Origin of the sequence: Streptomyces sp. NPDC102437 (genome assembly GCF_044765565.1) — a bacterium.
Classification (GTDB): Bacteria; Actinomycetota; Actinomycetes; order Streptomycetales; family Streptomycetaceae; genus Streptomyces.
This window is the reverse complement of sequence record NZ_JBIWKI010000022.1, coordinates 52,305-70,416: the sequence shown is the minus strand read 5'-3', so window position 1 is coordinate 70,416 and position 18,112 is coordinate 52,305. Positions and strand designations below refer to the sequence as shown.

Genomic DNA, 18,112 nt, shown 5'->3' with positions numbered 1-18,112 from the left:
TTATCCGTCACTTCGTCGTGGCTTTCGTGTATGTGTTCCAGATCTGTGCCGGGAGCTTCCCGTCGTCCTCGGGGCCACCGGCCAGCCCCTTGAGCGGTAGCGGCGCGAGGCTCTTGGCCAGGTCCATGCGGTAGACGACGACGGCGGTGGACGCGGCCGGGCCGTATCCGACGTACCAGCGCGCGGTGTCGTCCTCGGTGGTTCCGGCCTTGGCGGCGACCGGCGCGGACATGGCGACCCCCCTCATGTCGGGCCGGGTGAGCGATCTGGTGATCGCGTCGGCGACGTCGGACCGTACGGCGCGCCTGGGCCGCGGCAGGTCGAGCCGGACCGGCTCGCCGTTGCGGGTGACCTTGCGGACCGAGTACGGATCGGTGTGCACGCCGCGGGCTGCGAACGTTCCGTAGGCGTCGGCCATCCGGATGGCGCTGGGGGTGGAGTTGCCCATCGCGAACGCCGGGACGGGCGGGCCGAAGCTTGCCGGGAGCAGCCCCGATGCCTCGGCTGTGCTGCGGACCAGTTTCAGCCCCGTGTCCATGCCGAGTTGGAGGAAGGGGGAGTTCACGGACTTCGCCATGGCGTCGTGCAGGCTGATCCGGCCGAAGGACTTGTCGCCGTCGTTGTTGCCCTTGACCATCTTGCCGCTCCGGTCCCAGTAAGGGCCTTCGGGTGTGATGACGGGAATGTCGTCGTCGCCGTCGTACTCGGTCGCCGGTGTGACGGTGGAGCGCGGGCCGTTGCGTTCGTGCGTCACACCGTGCTGGAGGCCGGCGGCGTAGACGAAGGGGGTGAACGCCGAACCGGCCGGGACGGTGCCCGCGTTGGATTCGTTGAAGGCCTGCCGTTCGAAGTCCGGTCCGCCGTACACCGCGAGTATCCGGCCGTCGGGTGCGACGGTCGAGGCGCCGAACCGGACGAACCGGTCGGCCTTGCGCTGCTTGGGATCGAGCTCGTCGCGCGCGTCGCGGACGGCTCGGGCGAGGGCGGTCATCCGCGGCTTCTCGAACGTCGTGTAGATCTGGTAGCCGCCGAGGTCGAAGCGTGCGTCGGAGATGTGGCCGGCCCGCTTGGCGTACGACTCGGCGAGCTGTACCAGATAACCGTCCTGCCCGCCCGCGCTGTTGGGCCGGTGCGGGGGTTTCGGCTCGGGGAAGGTGGTGTACGTGGCCCGTTCGGCCGGACTCAGCCTGCCGATCTCCACCATGCGGTCCAGCGTCCACCCCCAACGCTCCACGGCGCGTTCACGGTTACGGGGGTTGACGGCGGGGTCGTACAACGAGGCCCCCTTGAGCAAGGAGGCGAGGAAGGCGCCCTCGCTGGCGTTGAGCTGGGTGACCTCCTTGCCGTAGTAGGCCTGCGACGCGCGCTGGAGACCGTAGGTGCCACGGCCGAACCAGCTGGTGTTCAGGTACTCCTGAAGGATCTTGTCCTTGCTCAGGCGGCGGTCCAGTTTGACCGCCAGCAGCATCTCGGTGAACTTCCGTGAGAAGGACTGGTCCTGAGACAGATAGACGTTCTTCACGTACTGCTGGGTGATGGTGGACCCGCCCTGGGTGTCACCGTCGCCGACGGTGCGCCACAGCGCACGGGTGATCCCTTGCGTCGATATGCCGTGGTCGGAGTAGAAGTCGGCGTTCTCCGCCGCCAGTACGGCCCATCGGACATGGTCGGGGATCTTCGACAGGGGCATCTCCTGGCGGCTCACCCAGCCGGTCCGGGCCATCGGCGTGCCGTCGGCCCAGTAGTAGACGGTGTCCTGCTGGGTGGCGAAGGCGTTGAGGTCCTCCGGTATGTCCGTACGGGCGTAGGCGATGCCCACCACGGTCGCCAGGGTCGCGGTGAACATCAGCGCCGAGCCCAGGACCAGCCGCCACGAGGGAATCCATCTCCGCCAGCCGCGCCGTCCCGTGCGTGGATAGTCCGGTCTGCGCAGCCGGCGGGCGATCGGGCGCTTCGTCTGCTTCCGGCGCCCCGTCCCCGGGATCAGCACCGCTCGTGCGGCCAGCGCCGCCCTGCTGAATTTGTTGTGCTGTGTCATTTCGTCCAGCCAGGACAGGCCGGGCCGGCCGCGTTCCGCGACCGTGCCCGTGCAGTGGTCATTGAACGTCCGCCGCCACACGTCGGCACATCGACGCCGACAGATCAAAGGCCAAAGCATGACCGAGAGTTCTGTCGCGAAGTCACGTAAAGATAACAGGCCCCTGGGAGAGGTGGTGCCGGGCGGCACCCCCCGTCATGGCGACCGTCCGGTAGTCCGGGCCACCAGGTGCGGAACCGGCCAATTCGATTCTTCTCGCGCGCGGACCCCGGCGGAACACCGGACCGGTACCGCGACTTCACCGGGCCGGGCAGCGGCCGGGGGACGAGAGCGAGGCGAACGTCAAGCACCGTTCCCGGCCAACGGTGACACGCGGGCGTGAGAGTGTCGTGGTGACACCCGGGGCCACCTGCCTAAGGTCTGAGAGCGCGCAGCTGGGCCGGCCGGTCGACCCATCGCCATCGTCGAACGACGCATCGCACAGGGAGAAGCAGTGTCGCGTGTCAATCCCGTCCTGGCGCGGGCTCTCAGCACAACACCCTTACTCCGCCTGGACGTCACCCACCGGGGTCGGGTGCGGCGTCTGGGCCTGAAACTCGAACAACACGGCCCCACCGGATCGGTGAAGGACCGCAGCGCCGTAGGACTGTTGCGGGCGCTGCACGACGAACGGCCGCTCACCCCAGGCACCGTGGTGGTCGAATCCACTTCGGGCAATCTGGGCCTCGCCCTGGCCAGGCTGCTGCCGGCGGTCGGCTGCGACTTCCTCGCCGTGGTCGATCTCAAGACCCCGCACGCCACACGTCGCGGGCTCGCGGACAGCGGGGCGCGGGTGATCGTCGTCGACGAACCCGACGGCCTGGGCGGCTACCTGCTGAGCCGGTTGCGCCGGGTGCGCGAGCTGTGTGCGGACAACCCCGGATACCGCTGGCCCGACCAGTACGAGAACTGGGCCGCGCCCCACATCCACCGGCACACCACCGGACCCGAGCTCACCGCGCAGGCGGGACCGGAGCTCGGCGCGGTGTACATACCGGTCTCCACCGGCGGCACCCTCGCGGGCATCAGCGCCCATCTGCGCGAGCACCGGCCCGACGTCGCCGCGGTCGCCGTGGACGTACGCGGCTCACTGGCCGTCTCGGGCAGCGGCGGACGGCGCCTGGTCCCGGGCATCGGAGCCAGCCGCCCGTCCGTCTTCCTGAAGGCGCCGCGCAGCTACCACCGCGCGGTGCACGTCGACGACATCGAGGCGATCGCCGTCTGCCGGATCATCGCCGAGGACATCGGGCTCGCACTCGGCGGCTCCAGCGGCTGCGCCGTGCGCGCGATGCTGACCGATCAGGACGAGGCCGGGACGGACGGCCGGCTCGCGGTCTGCCTGGCCGCGGACGGCGGCGCCAAATACCGGGACACCCTCTACTGCGACAACTGGGCGACCGAACAGGGCGTCGCCAAGGAGATCACCGCCGCCGCGGAACGGCTGCGCAGCGAAGGACTCTTCTTCGACCGAAAGCACCAGGAGCACTGAGCATGGGCACCAGCACCACCCTTGACCGGCAGCGGACCCGCCCCGGCCGCCGGCAGTACCTGCCGCTGGTGCAGGGCGCCACGCTGATCGAATGGACCGGCACGGGCCTCTTCCTCGCCGTCTCGACCATCTACTTCGTCAAGGTCGCCCATCTCAGTACCTCGTCCGTCGGCACCGGCCTGACCATCGGCGGGGCCGTCGCCATCGCCGCCGCCGTGCCCATCGCCCGGCTGGCCGGGCGCTTCGGGCCGAAGCCGGTGCTGATCGGTGTGATGCTGCTCCGCGCACTGGCCACCGTCGGTTACCTCTGGGTGGACGGCTGGTGGAGCTTTCTGCTCGTGGTCGCCGTCATCGCCGTCACCGAGCAGTCCTCCCCCCCACTGGTCCAGTCGTACGTCGGTGCGCGCACCCCGGAGAACCTGCGCGCGAAGGTCATGGCCGTGCAGCGCACCGTCGTCAACCTCGGCATCAGCCTCGGCGGACTGATCGCCGGAGTCGCCCTGGGCTCCGGCGCGCCGGGAGCGTTCCGGCCGCTGCTGGTCGGTGGCGCGGTCGCCTACGTGGCGGTGGCCGCCGTGTACGCCACCGCGCGGCGGGAGGAGGAGACGGCGCCGGCGGTCGGGAGCGCCCGGGTGGCGGATCTGCTCAAGGACCGCCGGCTGCTCGGCTTCACCGCGTACAACGCACTGGTGTCGCTCTGGATGCCGGTGCTCAATGTGGCCTTCCCTCTGTGGCTGGTCACCGAGACAGAGGTACCGGAGCGCTATGTGGGCATCCTGTACGCCGTCAACACCGTGTTGTGCATCGCCCTCCAGTACCCCCTCAACCGCTGCTACAGCACCACGCGCCGGGCCTGGCTCTCGTACGCGGGTGCGGCCCTGCTGCTCAGCTGCGGCGCCCTGGCCTTCGCCGCCGCGCCCGGTTTCGGGGCGCGGGAGGCACTGCTGGTGCTCGGCTCGGCCGTCGTCCTCCTGACGTTCGCCGAACTGCTGCAGGTCGGCGCCTCGTGGACGCTCTCCTTCGACCTGGCACCGGAAGGGGCGCGCAGCGCCTACCTGGTGCTGTTCAACACCAGCCGCACGGTGGCCAACCGGGTCGCGGGCCCGGTGCTGATGACCGGCGTCGTCCTCGCCCTCGGCACGGCCGGCTGGATCGCACTCGCCGGTGTACTGCTGCTCGGTGCGCTCGTCCCCTTCGTGATGCTCCGCGCGGCACACGCCCCCGGCGGCTGAACCCGCTCCCGCGCCGTCCCCACCGCAACCGACCCCTCTCGCCAAGGAGCCACGCCCGTCATGGACTTCGAGCAATACCCCGACAGCCACTTCCGCTATCTGACCCGGGCGGACGTCATCGAGGCCGCCCGCGACGTCGACATCGTGGCGACGGTGGCCGAGGCGCTCAGACTGCACTCCGCCGGTCGGTCCGAGCTTCCCGAGGAGGCCTACCTGGGCTGGACCACCCCGCAGGGCGACTCGGCCAGGCTGCTGGCCATGCCGGGCGCACTCGTCCAGGAGGGGCGGCCGCCGGTCATCGGCATGAAGACCATCAACGCCTCGATCGGCAACCCAGCGCGCGGAATACCCCGCTCCCAGGGCTTCACCCTGCTCCTCGACCCGGAGACCGCCCGCCCCCTGGCCCTGATGGAGGCCGCCTACATCAGCGCGATGCGCACCGCGGCGGTGACCGCGCTCGCCGTGCGCCATCTGGCGGTGGCGGAACCGCGCGGGCTGGCACTCCTCGGCTGCGGCGCCCTCGCCCAGGCGCACATCGCGCTGCTGCTGCGTACCGTGCCCACTCTGCGCCGCATCGCGCTGTACGACGTGGCGCCCGACCGTGCGAAGTCCGTCGCCCACCACATCGCCTCGCTGCCGGGTGCGGCGGACATCGAGCCGGTGGTCGCCGACGGACCGCGCGAGGCGGTGCGGCACGCCGAACTCGTCGTGCCCGTCACCACGGTGACCCAGGGGTACATCGAGCCCGACTGGCTGCTGCCCGGCGCGCTCGTCTGCCATGTCTCGCTGGACGACCTCACCGAAGCGGCCGTGCTCTCGGCCGACGCGGTGATCGTCGACGACTGGAGCCTGGTCCGTGACGACCCGCGACGGCTGCTCGGCCGCATGCACCGGGCGGGCACCCTGCTCGGCCCCGACGGCACCCCGCGGGAAGGAGTGACCGCCCGGCCCGGGGCCCGCCGCGTCGACGGCACGCTCGGCGATGTGCTCGCCGGGCGGCACCCGGGCCGCCGCGGCCAGGACGAGATCGTGATCAGCAACCCGTTCGGGATGTCGATCCTCGACGTCGCCGTGGCCGACCGCATCCACACCCGCGCCGAAGCCGCCGGTCTCGGCGCCCGGCTCACGCTCTGAGGGGGATACATGACGATCGATCAGAACATCCAGGAGATCAACCGGACCATGTGGTCGTACGGCGAGTACCGGCACGTCGCCGATCTGCTGCGGCCGGGCGCCGTCGAGCTGGTCGACCGGCTGGCCCCCGCGCCGGACACCGCTCATCTCGATGTCGCCACCGGCAACGGCAATGTCGCGCTGCTGTCCGCCCTGCGCGGCTGCGTCGTCACCGGGCTGGACCTGACCGACGAGTTCTTCCCCGACGCACGCCAGCGGTTCGCCCAGGCAGGCGTCCAGGTGGAGCTGCGACGGGGAGACGCCCAGGAACTCCCCTTCACCGACGCCTCGTTCGACCTGGTGACCTCCACCTACGGGATCCAGTTCGCGCCGGACCACGCCGCGTCGAGCGGGGAGATGGCCCGGGTACTGCGGCCCGGCGGCCGCATCGGCATGTGCAACTGGACGGCGCGCAGCTGGACCGCGCACTTCCAGGAGATCCTCTCCGCCTACTTCCCCTCGCCCAACGGCCATCAGGGACAGCCCATGCTGTGGGGATCGCCGGACTACCTCGCCGAGCTCCTCGGCCCCGGCTTCACGGTCATCTCCGAACGCCGGGAACTCTTCTACCCGTTCGCGGCGGCCGAGGACCTGGTCACCTTCTTCGAGAACTGCTTCGGCCCCTGCATCGCGGCGAGGAACACCATCTCGCCGCCCTCGCGGTGGAAGGAACTGCGAGCGGAAATGGTCGAGATGACCGAGGGATTCCACACCACGGACGAGCGCGGCACGGGCGTACCTGTCGAGTACCTGCTGGTCATCGCCGAGAAGCGGGCGGGCCGGTGACCGGCCTGCCCGAGCACTACCCCCGCCTTCCGCTGGCCGACGGGGCGCGGGAGCGTGCCGTCGCCGCGGCACTCACCCGCCACGAACCGTACGAGCTGGGGGAAGGGGTCCATGCCTACGTCGAGCGGTTCGCGGCCACACACCCCCACCGGACCGCCGTCGAGGACGGCGAGGAGTCCCTCGGATACGGCCGGCTGGCCGACCGGATGCGCCGCATCGCCGCGCAGCTGGCGGCCGAAGGGATCTCGCGGGGGCAGATCGTCGCGGTCGGCGGGCGGCGCGGCGCCGATGTCGTCACGGCCTTCCTCGCCCTGGAGCTGCTGGGCGCCGTCTACCTGCCGGTCGATGCGAGCTGGCCCGCCGCACGCGTCGAATCCCTGCTCACCGACAGCGGCGCGGCACTGATGCTGGCCACCGGCGCGCCGACGGACACCGGGGAACTGGTCAAGGGTGCCCGCGCGGCCGGCGTACCCACCACGACACCGGAACCGGCCGATGCTCCGTACACCCGGACTCTGTCGCCCGGCCCGGACGAGGTGCGCTACGTCCTCTACACCTCGGGGTCGACCGGCCGGCCCAAGGCCGCGATCGTCGAGCACCGCGGAATGCTCAACCACCTCTGGGCCAAGATCGATGATCTGGGGCTGACCGCGGACGACCGGCTGGCCCAGACCGCGCCGCTCAGCTTCGACATCTCCGTATGGCAGATGCTCGCCCCGCTGCTCCTCGGCGGCCGGGTCCAGATCTTCGCCGACGAGCAGGCACAGGACGGCGCCCTGCTGCTGGAGGCGTTGCGCGGACACGGAACCACGGTGCTGGAGACCGTACCCACACTGATCCGCTTCCTGCTCGACGCCCAGGAGAGCGCGGGAATCCGGCCCGGCGCGCTGCGCTGGATGATCGCCACCGGTGAGGAACTGCCACCCGCGCTGGCCCGGCGGTGGCACGACACCCTGCCGGGCATCCGGCTGCTCAACGCGTACGGCCCCACCGAGTGTTCGGACGACGTCACCCATGCCGAACTCGGTCCTCCGGCCGCCGGAGTACGCCACCTGCCGATCGGCTCGCCCATCGGGAACGCCGAACTGTACGTACTGCGCGAGGAGAACGGGCAGTGGCATGCCTGTGCGCACGGGGAGACGGGGGAGCTGTTCGTCGGAGGACTCGTCGTGGGCCGTGGCTACCTCGGTGACCCGGAGCGCACCGCTCTCGCCTTCTTCACCGACCCGTTCGGCACCGGTGGGGGACGCCTCTACCGCACCGGGGACGCCGTACGCGCGCTGACGGACGGCCAACTGGAGTACCTGGGCCGGGTGGACCGGCAGGTGAAGCTCGGCGGCGTACGCATGGAGCTCGCCGAGATCGAGGCGGTGCTGGGCGAGCACCCCCGGATCGCCGCCTGCGCCGTCACCGTCCATACCCCCGACGACACCGTAGCCCTGGTCGCCCGGGAGAGCGCGCACACTCCGGTGGCGGCGCAGCCTCCCCGGCTCGTCGCGTATGTCGCCGCCTCCGGCGACGAGCCGACGGAGGAATCACTGCGCGCCCATCTGAGCGGCCGGCTCCCCGCTCCCATGGTGCCGCACACCTTCGTCGTCCTGCCCCGGCTCCCGCTCACCCGCAACGGCAAGACGGACTACAAGGCCCTGCCCGCACCACCGCGCCGCAGCCGCCCCGACACGCGCCCGTACGCCCCGCCGCGCGGCGCGGCGGAGACCGCGATCGCGGACGTCGTCGCCGGGCTGCTCGGCACCGGACGGGTCGGCAGGAACGACAGGTTCCTGGAGCTGGGCGGCGATTCGCTGCTGGCCATGCGGCTGGTCGCCGCCCTTCGCAGGACGGGATCGGCCGCCGGCCTGCGTGACGTGCTGCGCGACGGCAGCCCCGCCGCGCTCGCCGCGCTCGGCCAGGAACGGAAGCCCCTGCCCGGTGCCCGCACGGAGGCGGTGCGGGACTACACGCCGCGCACCCGGCCGCTCACCCCGCAGCAGGCCGGCGTGTACTTCCACTGGCGGCTCGACCCGCTCAGCCCCTACTACAGCTACCAGGGCTCCCTGGAACTCGACGGACCCCTCGACGTGGCAAGGCTGGCCCGGGCCTGGCAGCTGCTGCTCGCCGAGAATCCACTGCTCCTCGCCCGATTCTCGGAGAACGACGAGGCCGACGGGAGCGACGGGGCGGACGGGCAGGACGCGGCGCAGGAAGTGGTGCACGAGGTGGTGCACCACTACCCGCACTGGGAGGTGCCGCTGCCAGGCAGCGCCCAGGACGTCACCGCGGACGCATTTCGCGCGACGGCCGCCGAGGAGGCGGCCAGGCCCTTCGACCTGCTCACCGAACCGGCCCTGCGGATCGGCCTGTTCCGGTTGCCCGACGGGCAGCACCGGCTCCTGGTCACCATGCACGAACTGCTCCTCGACGGCTGGGGAGCGACCGTGCTGTTCCAGCGCCTGGCCGAACTCTACGAACAGCGGCCCGCCGGGCCCGACCCCGAACACGCCACCCGCTACGACCGCTATCTCGACCACCTCACCGAGCGGCTGGCCACCGAGGAGGTGGCCGCGGCGGGGGAGTACTGGCTGCGGCGGCTCGCGGACGGACTTCCGGTCCTCCAGATCGCACAGAAGCAGCGGCCCGCCGCACCCACCTACCGGGGCGAGATCACCGAGGCGGTCCTCGACGAGCAGCTGTCCCGGCGGCTGCGCGACACCGCGCTGGCCGCGTCCGCCACCGAGTTCGTACCGCTGCTGGCCGCCTACGCACTGGCCCTGAGCTACTACAGCGACGCCGACGACGTGATCGTCGGCGCCCCGATGGCGGGGCGGGAGCGTCCGGAGACCGCCGATGTGCCCGCCTTCGTGCTCGCCATGCTGCCGCTGCGCCTGGACATCGACCCGACAGTCACGCTCGCGGAGTTCACCGCACAGGTGAGGGAGACGGTGTACGACGCCTACGCCGCGGCCGAGCACCCCTTCGGCTGGACGCTGCGGCGGCTTCCGGCTGCCTCACGGAGCTCATCGGCGACCCCGGTCTTCCAGACCATGCTCAACATGCTGCCCTACCCGGCGCGCGCCACCACCGCGTCGGACGTCCGGTTCCGCTTCGTCGAACTGGACACCGGCTACACCAAGTACGACTGCGCCCTGTACGTCCAGCCGCACGGCCCCGGCCGACTGCTCCTCCAGTACGCGTACCAGCGGGAGCTGCTCGATGCGCCCGCCGCCCGCAACGTACTGGAATCCACCCTGATCGCGCTCCGGGCCCTCACCGACCCGGAGCGCGCCGAGCACACCACCGTTCGCTCCCTCGATCTGCTGCCCGGAGACGATCACCGATGACCACGCCGACCCTGCTGGAACGCTTCGACGAGCAGGTGGCGGCCCACCCCCGGGCCGTCGCCCTGCGCCATACCGGCACCAGCGTCACCTACCGCGAACTCGACGAATGGAGCGGCCGGCTGGCCGCCCGGCTCATCGCCAAGGGCACCGGTCCGGGCTCGCTGGTGGCACTCGCCGCCCAGCGCGGCCCCGCCGCCGTCGCCGGCGTCCTCGCCGTACTGAAGACCGGCGCCGCCTACCTCGGGCTGGACCCCGCGATACCCGTGCGACGGCAGCGCCGGATGGTGGAGGAGACCGGGCCGCACTGCGTGCTGGCCGAGCCCGGACTCGACCAGTTCCCCACCCTGGACGCCCCCCGCGTCACACTGGCGCCGATTGCCGAGGGCCCGCTGCACCAGGCCCCCGAGCAGGAGCCCGACGAGGACGCGCTGTTCCACATCGTCTACACCTCGGGGACCACCGGAGACCCCAAGGGCATACGCATCAGCCACCGTTCGGTCCGTGGCCGGCTGGAGTGGATGTGGCAGGACCACCCGTTCCCCGAGAACGCGGTGCTCGCCGTCCAGAAGTCCCTGGCACTGGTCGCCTCGCCCTGGGAACTGCTGGGCGGACTGCTCAAGGGCATCCCGTCCGTCGTGCTCGCCACCGACGAACTCCTCGATCCGGCGCTTTTCGCCGCCGCCGTCGAGCAGGAACGGATCACCCATCTCTTCCTGACCCCGCAGCTGATCGCCGGACTGCTCCAGGAGTACACCGAACGCCCCGGCGGGCACCGCCCGGTGCTGGTCACCAGCGGTGCCGACACCCTGCCCGTGGAAACCGTCCTGCGCTTCCGCGAGGTCTGGCCCGACACCACCCTGCTCAACCTGTACGGCATGACGGAGACCGCCTCCAACGTCGCCGCCTACGACACCGTCCGGCTGCCCGCCGACGCCGAACGCGTCCCGGTCGGCAGCCCCGTGGCGGGCGCCTCGCTCTCGGTCCGTGACCGGCTCGGCCGACGCCTTCCGGCAGGTGTGACCGGCGAGGTGTGGGTCTCCGGACCCCCACTCGCCCTCGGCTATGTCGGCGGCGACGTCGAGGACCGCTTCACCACCGATGACGCCGGAGTTCTGCACTACCGCACCGGCGACCGTGGCCGCCAACTCCCCGACTCCGTACTGGAGATCACCGGACGCGCCGACAACCAGATCAAGGTGCGCGGCTACCGCGTCGAGCTGGAGGAGATCGAGGCCACCCTGCGCAAGGCGCCGGACGTCACCGACGCGGGGGTCTACGCGGAGACCGAGGACGGCGAAACACGCATCGTCGCCTGTGTCACCGCCGACGAGGAGACCGGCGCCGCCGCACTGCGCGGGTATCTGCGCGACCGGCTGCCCGACTACATGCTGCCCGCCCGCATCCAGCAGGTCCCGCGGCTCCCGCTGAGCACCAACGGCAAGCTGGACCGCACCGCCCTGCGCACACTCGTGGCAGGCATCGGGCAGGAACGGGCAGCCGGATTCACCCCGTCCGACGCCACCGAGACCGCCGTCGCCGCGCTCTGGCAGGAACTGCTCGGCGCACCGCCCGCGTCGGCGGACCAGAACTTCTTCGACGCCGGAGGCCACTCCCTGCTCGCCGTCCGGCTCGCCAACCGGCTGGCGGCGACGGCCGGCCGCCGCGTGCCGCTGCGCCGCATCCTCGGCGCACCCACCGTCACCGCGATCGCCGCCCTGTGCCGCGAGATCCAGCAGGAGGAGCAGAAATGAACGACCCATGGCTGACCGTGCCGGGCGAGCAGCCGCAGGGCGCCGCCCCCGGTACCCTCGCTGTCTGCTTCGCACCCACCGGCGCCCATGGCTCGACGTTCGCGAGCTGGCGGGGCCTGACTCCCGAGGACACCACCCTCGCGTTCGTCGCACCGCCGGGCCGCGGGACCCGCGTCGACGAGGAGCCGGTCACCGACATGGCCGCCTATGCCGACGCGGTGGCGGCCGGGATACGCGAACTGCTGGGCGGGCGACGGCTGGTACTGATCGGAGTCAGCCTCGGCGCCCTGCTGGCGTACGAGACCTGCCGCCGGCTGCTCGACGCCGGGGTGCCCGTCACTCGGCTGTGCGCCGTTGCCGGACAGTGCCCCGGCGACTTCCACGGCCGCGGCGAGGACGTGACCGTCGAGGACGCCCGCGCCTTCGTCGCCGGAACCGGACTGACCGACCCGGAGCTGCTCGCGGACCCCGAGTTCGAGGAGGTGCTGCTGCCTCCCGTCATCGCCGATCTGCGGCTGGCCGCCGGGTACGACGGCCGGCGGGGAACCGTTCCGCAGGTCGAGCTGCGTGCGGTGTGGGCCACCGACGACCCGCACGTGCCCGAGGTCACCGTGCGCCGCTGGGCCGAGTGGACCCGGGGCGAATGCACCCTGAAGTCCGTCGGGGGCGGCCATTACGCGCACCAGGAGAATCCTGCCGCGGTCGTCTCCGCCTGCCTCGACGGACTTCCCGGAACCCGGCCGTCACGGCGTTCCGTGCTCGGTGCCGGCGCGACGGCCGTCGCGTCCACGGTGCTGGGCCTCGGCGCGGTGGCATCGGTGTCACCCGCGGCGCGGGCCGACGCGCCGTCGGGGACGGGCGGAGCGTCCTTCGACGGCGATCCCACCGACCCCGTGGCCCTGGCCGTCGCCATGATCCGCCAGAACACCAGCAACCCCGGCGACGGCGCGCTCACCCTGCCGTTCGCCCGGATGCTCCAGGGCATCTTCCGGGATGCCGGAGTCGGCACCGAGATCGTGCCCACTCCGAAGGACGGCAACGTCCACTTCTTCGCCCGCGTACCCGGCAGCGGACCGGTCACGAAGAAGCCCCTGATCCTGCTCGGCCACTCCGACGTGGTGCCCGCAATCGGCGACAGATGGGAGACGGACCCCTTCGCCGCGGAGATCAAGGACGGCAAACTGTACGGCCGCGGCTCGCTCGACATGAAGGGCGTCAACGCCGCCTTCGTCACCGCACTGCTGCGCCATGTCCACGAGGGAGCGGCCTTCGACCGCGACATCGTCCTCTGGTCCGACTGCGACGAGGAACAGGGCCCCTACGGCGTGCGCTGGTTCCTCACGGAACACCCGGGCAAGGTGGCGGCGGGCGCGGTCATCACCGAGGGCGGCTGGGTACTCAACCAGCGCGACGGCACCACGCCCATGATCGCCTCGCTCACCTGCAACGACAAGCGCTCCCTGCTGATGCGCCTGGAGACGGCGTCGTACGCCACCCACACGTCCAAGCCGTTCAGCGGACAGGCGGTGATCCGGCTGGGCGAGGTGCTCGACCAACTCGGGGGGTGGCGTGCCCACATCCGCCCGAACGCGCTGTCCCGGCAGTACTTCACCGAACTGGCCGAGGCCACCACCGACCGGCCGTTCGCCGAGGCGATCCGGGAGATGCTGGCGGCCCGCACGGACCAGCGGCGGGACCGGGCGGGGGAAGCGGTGGTGCGGCTCAGCGAGACCCCGGAGCTGCACAACGCGATGCTGCGGACCACGCTCGCCTTCACCTCCGCCCGGTCCGGCTACTACCCGAGCATCGTGCCGGGCACCGCGACCGCGGAGTTCCGGGCGGCCTTCCTGCCGGGGGCCGATGACCCCGGGCGCATCGTCGCCGAGCTCCGCTCGCTGATCGGCAACCGGGCGACTCTGAGTGTGGTCGGAAACCCCGGCGAGAGCGAGCGGCAGGCCCTGGACCGATTGCGCGGCTATCTGGCCACCCCCGACTCCGACCACGACACGGACGTCTTCCGCGCCTGGCAGCGCGCTGTACGCCGGACCCACCCCGGAGTACGGGCCACCGCCTGCCAGTTCGAGGCGGTCACCAGCGCGGTGCCGTTCCGGGAACAGAACGTACCCGTGTACGGCATGTACCCGTTCACCGTGAACCGGGACATGTTGAAGCGCATGCACGGCACGGACGAACACATCGGCGTCGAAGCACTGCGACAGGGCACCGAGACCGTCTACCAACTCCTGGCCGGTCTGCGGACGCGGGCCTGAGCCCCTGGCGCACTGTGCGGGCACGCCCGCACAGTGCGCCGGACCGTCATCCCACGCTGACCCAGTTCAGGGTGCGCTCCACCGCCCGCTTCCAGTTCGCGTAACCCTCCGCCCGCTGATCCTCGCTCCACTGCGGCTCCCAGCGCTTCGACTCCTGCCAGTGCTCGCGCAACTCGCCCTGGTCCCGCCAGAATCCGGTGGCGAGACCGGCGGCGTAGGCGGCGCCGAGAGCGGTCGTCTCGGCGACCACGGGGCGGCTGACGGGGACACCGAGCACATCGGCCTGGATCTGCATGCACAGGTCGTTGGCCGTGACCCCGCCGTCGACCTTCAGCACGTCGAGATGGACGCCGGAGTCCTGCTCCATCGCCTCCACCACGTCCCGGCTCTGGTAGCAGATCGCCTCCAGCGTGGCCCTCGCCAGATGGGCGTTGGTGTTGTACCTGGCCAGACCGACGATGGCGCCCCGGGCGTCCGAGCGCCAGTACGGGGCGAAGAGCCCCGAGAAGGCCGGCACGAAGTACATCCCGCCGTTGTCCGCGACGGACCGGGCCAGTCGCTCGCTCTCCGCCGCATCGGTGATGATCTTCATCTGGTCCCGCAGCCACTGCACCGCGGACCCGGTGACCGCGATCGACCCCTCCAGTGCGTAGACCGCCGGGCTCTGCCCGAACCGGTAGGCGACCGTGGTGAGCAGGCCGTGCTGCGACCGGATGGGCTTCGTACCGGTGTTGAGCAGCAGGAAGTTGCCGGTGCCGTACGTGTTCTTCGCTTCGCCCGGCTCGAAGCACACCTGCCCCACGGTGGCCGCCTGCTGGTCGCCGAGCACCCCGGTGACCGGGACGGCGGCCCGCAGCGGACGCGAGGTGCGGGTGCGGCCGTACGCCTGAGCGTCGGAGGAGGGATTGATGGTGGGGAGCATCGCCCGGGGGATGCCGAAGATGTCCAGCAGTTCGTCGTCCCAGTCGAGCGTCTCCAGGTTCATCAGCATCGTGCGGCTGGCATTGGTCACATCGGTGGCGTGCGTGCCGCCGTCGGGGCCGCCGGTGAGATTCCACAACACCCAGGAGTCCGTGTTCCCGAACACCGCGTGCCCACGCTCCGCGGCCTCGCGGACCCCGTCGACGTTCTCAAGGATCCACTTGATCTTCCCGCCGGAGAAGTAAGTGGCGGGAGGAAGCCCCGACTTGCGCCTGATGACCTCGCCGTGCCCCTCCTTCTCCAGGGTCTGGGCGATCGAGTCGGTGCGGGTGTCCTGCCACACGACGGCGTTGCAGTGCGGACGGCCGGTTCGGGGGTCCCAGACGACGGTCGTCTCGCGCTGGTTGGTGATCCCGATGGAGTCGAGATCCGTGCCGCTGAGACCACCGGTGCGCAGGGCGTTCTGCATCACCGAGTTGGTGCGCTCCCAGATCTCCACCGGATCGTGCTCGACCCAGCCGGGGCGGGGCAGGATCTGTTCGTGCTCCAACTGGTGTCTGGCCACTTCGTTGCCGTCGTGGTCGAAGATCATGAAGCGGCTGCTGGTGGTGCCTTGGTCCACTGCGCCGATGAAGTCCGCCATGGCATGCTGCCTCTCCTGAGCCCGGGCTCGGTGATGGGAACGGGCGTCACGTCTCCGGCGGTAGGGGGATGGTTCCCTCCGGTTCCTCTTCCGCCGTGGGGAGGAAACGGCCGATGAACACCTTGTAGACGAACGCCCCCAGTGGGCCACCGACCAGCGGGCCCACGATCGGCACCCAGAAGTAGAAGTTCCCGTACTGATCCCGCCACGCCCCGCCGTAACCGGTGAGGAAGCTCGCGAGCCGGGGGCCGAGGTCACGGGCCGGGTTGATGGCGTATCCGGCGTTGGTGCCGAACGCCATGCCGATGGCGACCACGATGAGGCCCACGATGAAGGGGCCGAGATTGGCGCCCGGTGGGGTGTTGAGGAGATCGGTGACCGCGAAGATGAGCAGCACGAGGATCGCGGTGCCGATGACCTGGTCCCGGAACGCTCCCCATTCATGGACCGGAAGAGCGGGGTTGCCGTTGGCGGGAAGCGTGGAGAACACGAACTGCGTCTTGATCGTGTGCCCCGGGTCCGCCTTCGCCAGCGCCTCCGTGTAGTTCCACCGCACCAGCAGCGCCGCGACGAACGCCCCTGCGACCTGGGCGAGCGAGTACGGCGCCACCTTCTTCCAGGGGAAGTCCTTGAACGCGGCGAGGGAGACGGTCACGGCGGGGTTGAGATGGGCTCCGCTGAGCCGGCCCGCCACATAGACGCCCAGTGTGACTCCGAGCCCCCAGGCCCAGGCGATGCTGTCGTGATTCCCGAGCCCGCCCGGCGGATCGGTGAGCGCACCGCCCGCGACGACCTGGGCCACCACTCCACAGCCGAAGAGAATGAGAATCATCGTGCCGAGGAATTCCGCGGAGAGTTCCCCGACGAGCCCCGACCGCTTGAGCCGCTCCATGGGGTCTCGCTTCCTGTCGATTCACGACCTCTTGCGGCATAGATTCAGATCTGAGCGTAGACGGGGGCAGTTGGATCCGCACTCGGTGGCATACGCACCGTTCCCACCCCCTCCCGGGGCGGGAACGGCGCCCGGTCTCAGTCCACGTCGACGTGGTCGAAGAGCTCCAGCATCCGCCCGAGCACCCGTACGCACGCCGTCACATCGCCATCGGTGAGGTCCCCGTCCACCTGGCGCAGCAGTGACTGCTCACGGGCCAGGGCGGCGGTGATCGCCTCCCGGCCGCTCGCGGTCAGCCGGACCAGCGACGACCGCTGGTGCGCGGGGTTGGGGATGATCTCGGCCAGTCCCGCGGTCGCGGCGTCATTGACCATGCGCTGCACGAACTGCCGGCTCAGCGCCTGCGCCCGGCCCATTTGGGGGACCGTCATGGGGCCGTTCTCACGCAGCAGATCCAGTACGGCACGCACGCCGACGGACAAGCCCTCGATCGGCGCGGTCTGTTCCACCTTGCGCTGCACACGCCGGTAGAGCGGGCCGACCAGGGCAAAGACCTCCGTGAGCCGGTGGGCCAGTTCTTCGGGCGGCAGGGGCGGGTCGATATCGGTCATTCGGCAATCATGACACCTTGGTTGTCAATGTGGCGAGGGCATGGCACCTTGGTTGTCATGAGTGCTGCTTCCGAGCTGAAATCCTTCGAGACCGAGGACGGCCGCCTCGTCCACCGGGACACCGGCGAGGGCCCACTGCTGGTGCTGCTGCACGGCGGATTCCTGGACCACGGGATGTGGGACGATCAGGTGCCGGAGCTGTCGCGCCACCACCGTGTGATCGTGCCGGACGCCCGTGGACACGGTGGTTCGGCCAACGCGACCAGGCCCTTCCGGCACACCGACGACCTGGCCGCACTGCTGCGCCACCTCGACGCGGGGCCCGCGGTCCTGGCCGGAGTGTCGATGGGGGCGGCCACCGCGGTCGACACCGCGCTGGAACACCCGGATCTGGTGCGTGCGCTGGTCGTCGGCGGCGCGGGGACGAGTGAGCCCGAATTCGACGACCCCTGGGCCCAGGGGGTCCTGGCCGCGCAGGCCCGTGCCCTGGGCGCGGGTGACATCGAGGGCTGGATCGATGCTTTCATGCTCTTCGTGGCGGGCCCGCACCGCACGCTCGGCGAAGTCGACCGCGACGTGGTGGCGAGGGTGCGCGAGATGGCGGCCCGGACGCTGTCCAAGCACAGCGATGGCGAAGCCGATCTGAGGGTGCCCGTTCCCGACACCTGGGCGCGTGCGGCGGGGATCGCGGTCCCGGTTCTGGCCGTCAACGGGTCCATCGACGCGGCGGATCACCTCGCCATGGCCAGGCGCCTGGTGCGAACGGTCGCCGACGGACGGGAGCTGATCGTCGAGGGTGCCGCCCACCACCCCAACATGGAGAAGCCGGACGAGTTCGACCGGATCCTCGGGGAGTTCCTGGCGGCCCTGCCCGCGCCGTAGGACGGCTGTACCTGCCCCGTGGAACAGCCGTACCCGCCCCACGGGGC

12 protein-coding genes are annotated in these 18,112 nt (G+C 70.9%); 8 read left to right on the top strand and 4 right to left on the bottom strand.

The features are described 5' to 3' along the window. Window positions 1-7: 7 nt before the first annotated feature. A complete protein-coding gene (locus ACIRJP_RS26320) occupies window positions 8-2,038 on the bottom strand; it encodes a transglycosylase domain-containing protein (protein ID WP_404178845.1) in 2,031 nt (676 codons plus the stop codon). A 493-nt stretch (window positions 2,039-2,531) separates the two neighbouring features. Here ACIRJP_RS26320 and ACIRJP_RS26315 point away from each other — a divergent pair, with 493 nt between their 5' ends. From ACIRJP_RS26315 to ACIRJP_RS26285, 7 genes are read left to right on the top strand one after another with little or no spacing between them, the layout of a single operon-like run. Further along, complete coding sequence (locus tag ACIRJP_RS26315; RefSeq protein WP_404178842.1) at window positions 2,532-3,566, top strand: pyridoxal-phosphate dependent enzyme; 1,035 nt, start codon at window positions 2,532-2,534, stop codon at window positions 3,564-3,566. A gap of 2 nt (window positions 3,567-3,568) precedes the next feature. Further along, window positions 3,569-4,798, top strand: coding sequence for an MFS transporter (locus ACIRJP_RS26310; RefSeq protein ID WP_404178839.1), 1,230 nt, complete (start codon window positions 3,569-3,571; stop codon window positions 4,796-4,798). Window positions 4,799-4,858: 60 nt separating this feature from the next. Continuing rightward, entirely contained in the window at window positions 4,859-5,932 is a 1,074-nt protein-coding gene (locus ACIRJP_RS26305; RefSeq protein ID WP_404178836.1) for an ornithine cyclodeaminase family protein, read from the top strand. A 9-nt stretch (window positions 5,933-5,941) separates the two neighbouring features. After that, a complete protein-coding gene (locus tag ACIRJP_RS26300; RefSeq protein WP_404178833.1) occupies window positions 5,942-6,757 on the top strand; it encodes a class I SAM-dependent methyltransferase in 816 nt (271 codons plus the stop codon). Continuing rightward, window positions 6,754-10,095 (top strand): amino acid adenylation domain-containing protein, encoded by a 3,342-nt coding sequence (locus ACIRJP_RS26295; protein ID WP_404178830.1) that lies wholly within the window; start codon window positions 6,754-6,756, stop codon window positions 10,093-10,095. The genes ACIRJP_RS26300 and ACIRJP_RS26295 overlap by 4 nt, the downstream gene beginning before the upstream one ends. After that, complete coding sequence (locus ACIRJP_RS26290) at window positions 10,092-11,846, top strand: AMP-binding protein (RefSeq protein ID WP_404178827.1); 1,755 nt, start codon at window positions 10,092-10,094, stop codon at window positions 11,844-11,846. The genes ACIRJP_RS26295 and ACIRJP_RS26290 overlap by 4 nt, the downstream gene beginning before the upstream one ends. Next, window positions 11,843-14,116, top strand: a complete 2,274-nt coding sequence (locus tag ACIRJP_RS26285) for a M20/M25/M40 family metallo-hydrolase (protein WP_404178824.1) — start codon at window positions 11,843-11,845, stop codon at window positions 14,114-14,116. The genes ACIRJP_RS26290 and ACIRJP_RS26285 overlap by 4 nt, the downstream gene beginning before the upstream one ends. Before the next feature lie 46 nt (window positions 14,117-14,162). Here the strand turns inward: ACIRJP_RS26285 and glpK are convergent, their stop codons facing one another. The 3 genes from glpK to ACIRJP_RS26270 form a co-directional block, all read right to left on the bottom strand. After that, on the bottom strand, window positions 14,163-15,680 hold the full coding sequence (gene glpK, locus ACIRJP_RS26280) for a glycerol kinase GlpK (RefSeq protein WP_404178821.1): 1,518 nt from the start codon (window positions 15,678-15,680) through the stop codon (window positions 14,163-14,165). 46 nt (window positions 15,681-15,726) lie between these two features. Beyond that, complete coding sequence (locus ACIRJP_RS26275) at window positions 15,727-16,572, bottom strand: MIP/aquaporin family protein (RefSeq protein ID WP_360926745.1); 846 nt, start codon at window positions 16,570-16,572, stop codon at window positions 15,727-15,729. Between the two features lie 137 nt (window positions 16,573-16,709). After that, entirely contained in the window at window positions 16,710-17,183 is a 474-nt protein-coding gene (locus ACIRJP_RS26270; RefSeq protein WP_404178818.1) for a MarR family winged helix-turn-helix transcriptional regulator, read from the bottom strand. Window positions 17,184-17,240: 57 nt separating this feature from the next. Here ACIRJP_RS26270 and ACIRJP_RS26265 point away from each other — a divergent pair, with 57 nt between their 5' ends. Continuing rightward, window positions 17,241-18,065 (top strand): alpha/beta fold hydrolase, encoded by an 825-nt coding sequence (locus ACIRJP_RS26265; protein ID WP_404178815.1) that lies wholly within the window; start codon window positions 17,241-17,243, stop codon window positions 18,063-18,065. Window positions 18,066-18,112 lie beyond the last annotated feature (47 nt).

Bases quoted from the DNA above. Each gene is read 5' to 3' on its own strand.
- ACIRJP_RS26320 (WP_404178845.1), bottom strand. From the start codon at position 2,038: ATGACACAGCACAACAAATTCAGCAGGGCGGCGCTGGCCGCACGAGCG.
- ACIRJP_RS26310 (WP_404178839.1), top strand. From the start codon at position 3,569: ATGGGCACCAGCACCACCCTTGACCGGCAGCGGACCCGCCCCGGCCGC.
- ACIRJP_RS26305 (WP_404178836.1), top strand. From the start codon at position 4,859: ATGGACTTCGAGCAATACCCCGACAGCCACTTCCGCTATCTGACCCGG.
- ACIRJP_RS26300 (WP_404178833.1), top strand. From the start codon at position 5,942: ATGACGATCGATCAGAACATCCAGGAGATCAACCGGACCATGTGGTCG.
- ACIRJP_RS26290 (WP_404178827.1), top strand. From the start codon at position 10,092: ATGACCACGCCGACCCTGCTGGAACGCTTCGACGAGCAGGTGGCGGCC.
- ACIRJP_RS26285 (WP_404178824.1), top strand. From the start codon at position 11,843: ATGAACGACCCATGGCTGACCGTGCCGGGCGAGCAGCCGCAGGGCGCC.
- glpK (WP_404178821.1), bottom strand. From the start codon at position 15,680: ATGGCGGACTTCATCGGCGCAGTGGACCAAGGCACCACCAGCAGCCGC.
- ACIRJP_RS26275 (WP_360926745.1), bottom strand. From the start codon at position 16,572: ATGGAGCGGCTCAAGCGGTCGGGGCTCGTCGGGGAACTCTCCGCGGAA.
- ACIRJP_RS26270 (WP_404178818.1), bottom strand. From the start codon at position 17,183: ATGACCGATATCGACCCGCCCCTGCCGCCCGAAGAACTGGCCCACCGG.
- ACIRJP_RS26265 (WP_404178815.1), top strand. From the start codon at position 17,241: ATGAGTGCTGCTTCCGAGCTGAAATCCTTCGAGACCGAGGACGGCCGC.